2 protein-coding genes and 1 pseudogene are annotated in these 3089 nt (G+C 63.5%); 2 read left to right on the top strand and 1 reads right to left on the bottom strand.

The genetic code is table 11. The features are described 5' to 3' along the window. The first annotated feature begins 150 nt into the window (after positions 1-150). On the top strand, positions 151-1299 hold the full coding sequence (locus EN990_RS34945; protein WP_127369509.1) for an aminotransferase class I/II-fold pyridoxal phosphate-dependent enzyme: 1149 nt from the start codon (positions 151-153) through the stop codon (positions 1297-1299). 4 nt (positions 1300-1303) lie between these two features. Then, positions 1304-2251, top strand: coding sequence for a glutaminase (locus EN990_RS34940; RefSeq protein WP_013531363.1), 948 nt, complete (start codon positions 1304-1306; stop codon positions 2249-2251). Positions 2252-2423: 172 nt separating this feature from the next. On the opposite strand, the pseudogene EN990_RS34935 reads toward EN990_RS34940, so the two are convergent. Beyond that, positions 2424-3089: pseudogene (locus EN990_RS34935) on the bottom strand (ribonuclease E/G); the annotation flags it as partial.

The following is a 3089-nucleotide window of genomic DNA, read 5'->3' as shown; positions in this document are numbered from 1 at the left end:
AACATGATGTGTCCACTGGTAGACGAGCGGGCGAAAGATGAAAAGTCGGCGCCGGAAACTTCCTCAACTTGTGATCCTCACATCAATCGGGCATTTGTGCGGCACATGCGCCAGTGCCTGGCGCCGTCAGTCATCGGGAATACTGGTTAAATGGTCGTTTCGCTCTCACGCCGTGGCAATGTCGAGCCCTTCCATGCGATGGACATTCTGGCAGAGGCAAACCGGCTGAAGTCCCAGGGCGTGCCGGTTGTTTCGATGGCCGTCGGCCAACCCTCCGATCCCGCACCGGTTCTGGTTCGCGCCGCAGCAGCCAAGGCGCTGCAGGATGGGCGCATCGGCTACACCGACGCGCTCGGACTGGCAGGTTTGCGCAAGGCGATAGCCGGACACTACGCCGATCACTACGGGCTTGAGATCGAGCCCGGCCGGATCGCGGTGACCACGGGATCGTCGGCCGCCTTCAATCTTGCCTTCCTGGCGATGTTCGATCGGGGTGACCGCGTCGCCATCGCGGCACCCGGTTACCCTGCCTACCGCAACATCATGGCCGCACTCGGCATCGAGGTGGTCGAGATCGAGCTCGGCGACGCCGCCTACCTGCATGCCGGCCATTTGGAAGCCGCGCATCGTGAAAAGCCGCTGAAAGGCGTTCTCTTCGCCAGTCCCGCCAATCCAACCGGCGCGGTCATACCAGCCGATGAACTGGCGGCTCTGGTAGGGACGGCACAGGACCTCGGCATCGCCGTCATCTCCGACGAAATCTATCACCGGCTGGCCTATGCCGCCCCCGACACCACGGCACTTGCCTATGGCGGCGATGTGACGGTGATCAATTCCTTCTCCAAATATTACTGCATGACCGGCTGGCGAATCGGCTGGATGGTGCTGCCGCAGGAACTGGTGCGGCCGGTCGAGCGCGTCGCCCAGAGCCTCTACATCTCGCCGCCGGAGCTATCGCAGATTGCCGCGATCGAAGCGTTCAGGGCGACCGAGGAACTGGAGGCGGTAAAAGGCCGCTACGCCTGGAATCGCGAGCTCTTGATGAAACGCCTGCCGGAACTCGGCTTTCCGCTGGCGGCGCCCATGGACGGCGCCTTTTATGCGTTCTGTGACGTCACCAGGCATACCAATGACAGCATGGCCTTTGCGCGAAAGATGCTGGCCGAGGCGCATGTTGCAGCAACGCCCGGCCGCGACTTCGACACTCAGGCTGGGCACCGGACCATGCGTTTCTCCTATGCCGGCAGCCACGACGACATGGTCGAGGCAATGGTGCGCATCGAACGCTGGTTGAGGTAGCACGATGCCGGAACTTGAACAGGCCCCCAAACTTGATCGGGCATTGGCCGAAGTCGCCGCCGAAATGGCCGAGCGCACCGATCGCGGCGACGTCGCTTCCTACATTCCGCAGCTGGGCAAGGTCGATCCGAAGAAGTTCGGCATCGCGGCGGTCACCAATGACGGCCGCGTGCTGATGGCCGGCGATGCCGACCAGGCATTTTCCATCCAGAGCATCTCGAAAGTGTTCACGCTGACACTGGCGCTCGGCAATGTCGGTGACGCGCTTTGGCAGCGGGTAGGCCGCGAACCGTCAGGCAATCCATTCAACTCGATCGTGCAGCTCGAGCATGAGAACGGCATTCCGCGCAACCCGTTCATCAATGCCGGCGCCATTGTCATTTCCGACATCCTGCTTGCCGGCCACCAGCCGCGCGAGGCGATCGGCGAAATCCTGCGCTTCATCCAGTTCCTCGCCGACGACGAAACGATCATCATCGATCGTGAGGTCGCGGCGTCCGAACGGGCCACCGGCTATCGCAACTTCGCGCTTGCCAACTACATGAAATCCTTCGGCAATCTCCACCACGCGCCGGAGCTGGCGCTGGGCGTCTACTTCCACCATTGCGCCATCGCAATGAGTTGCCGGCAACTGGCACTCGCCGGCCGCTTTCTCGCCAATGGCGGCAAGAACCCGGCGACCGGGCATTCCGTGGTGTCGGCCGAACGGGCACGCCGCATCGGCGCGATGATGCTGACCTGCGGTCACTATGATGGCTCCGGCGATTTCGCCTTCCGCGTCGGCATCCCCGGCAAGAGCGGCGTCGGCGGCGGCATATTGGGCATCGTGCCGGGCGTGGCGTCGCTTGCCGTCTGGTCGCCCGGCCTCAATGCCAACGGCAACTCCAAGCTGGGGTCGATCGCGCTGGAAAAGCTGGCCAGGATGATGAACTGGTCGATCTTCGCGCCGTGATGCATGTCGCCCAAAAGGTGCGGAGCGGTTTTGGGACAACGACATGCATAAAAATCAAGGAAGCGTTTTAGCCTTTCGCGATCCGGAATAGCGCCAGATAAGAAAATCCCGCACCGTCTTCGAGACGGCGCGGGATTTTTTGTCAACAAACTAGCTCAGGTGGCTGAAAGGCTTAGAAAAAGCCCTTCCGCTGCCACCATCCGCCGCGTTTCGGCTTGTCGTCGGTCTTGTCGTCGGTCTTGTCCTCGGCCTTGGCCGCGGGTTCTTCCGCTACGGTCGAAGACACCACCGGCTCGACCGGTGCATTCACCGCCGCCGGCTTGCGCCGCGACGGGCGGGCCTTCGGTGCCTTCTCGACAGCCGCTGCTTCGTCGGACGCCGTGGCCGGCGTCTCGACCGGTGCTTCCGCCTCGGCAGCCGGCTCTTCGGCGACGATTTCGGCTGCGGCCTTCTTCGGCTTGGCGGCACGGCGTGGCTTCTTCGGCTTCTCCATGCTCGGCGCGTCGTCATTGGCCGGAGCAAGCACCACCGGCTCTTCGGCCGCTGCGGTAACCACCGGCTCGCTGGCGATCACCTCGGTTGCCGAGACTTCGCCTTCGGACGCGTCGGCTGCTTCGCCAGCACTTGCCTCAGCCTCGCCCTCACCGTCTTCGCGGCGGTTGCGCTTGCCGCCGCGCTTGCCGCGCCGGCGCTTCTTGCCCTGGCCTTCGTCCGAAGCTTCAGCTGTGGCAGGAGTTTCGGAAACACCAACAGGGGCATTGTCGTCCGCTTCCGCGTCGCCATCTCCGGCGGCCGAGTCCGAGTCCGAAAACTCGCCGGCCGGAGCCGAGACGGAAGC

Source organism: Mesorhizobium sp. M7A.F.Ca.US.005.03.1.1 (genome assembly GCF_003997975.1).
GTDB lineage: Bacteria > Pseudomonadota > Alphaproteobacteria > Rhizobiales > Rhizobiaceae > Mesorhizobium > Mesorhizobium ciceri.
Note: the sequence above shows the minus strand (reverse complement) of the source record. Positions and strands in the feature narration are given on the sequence as shown.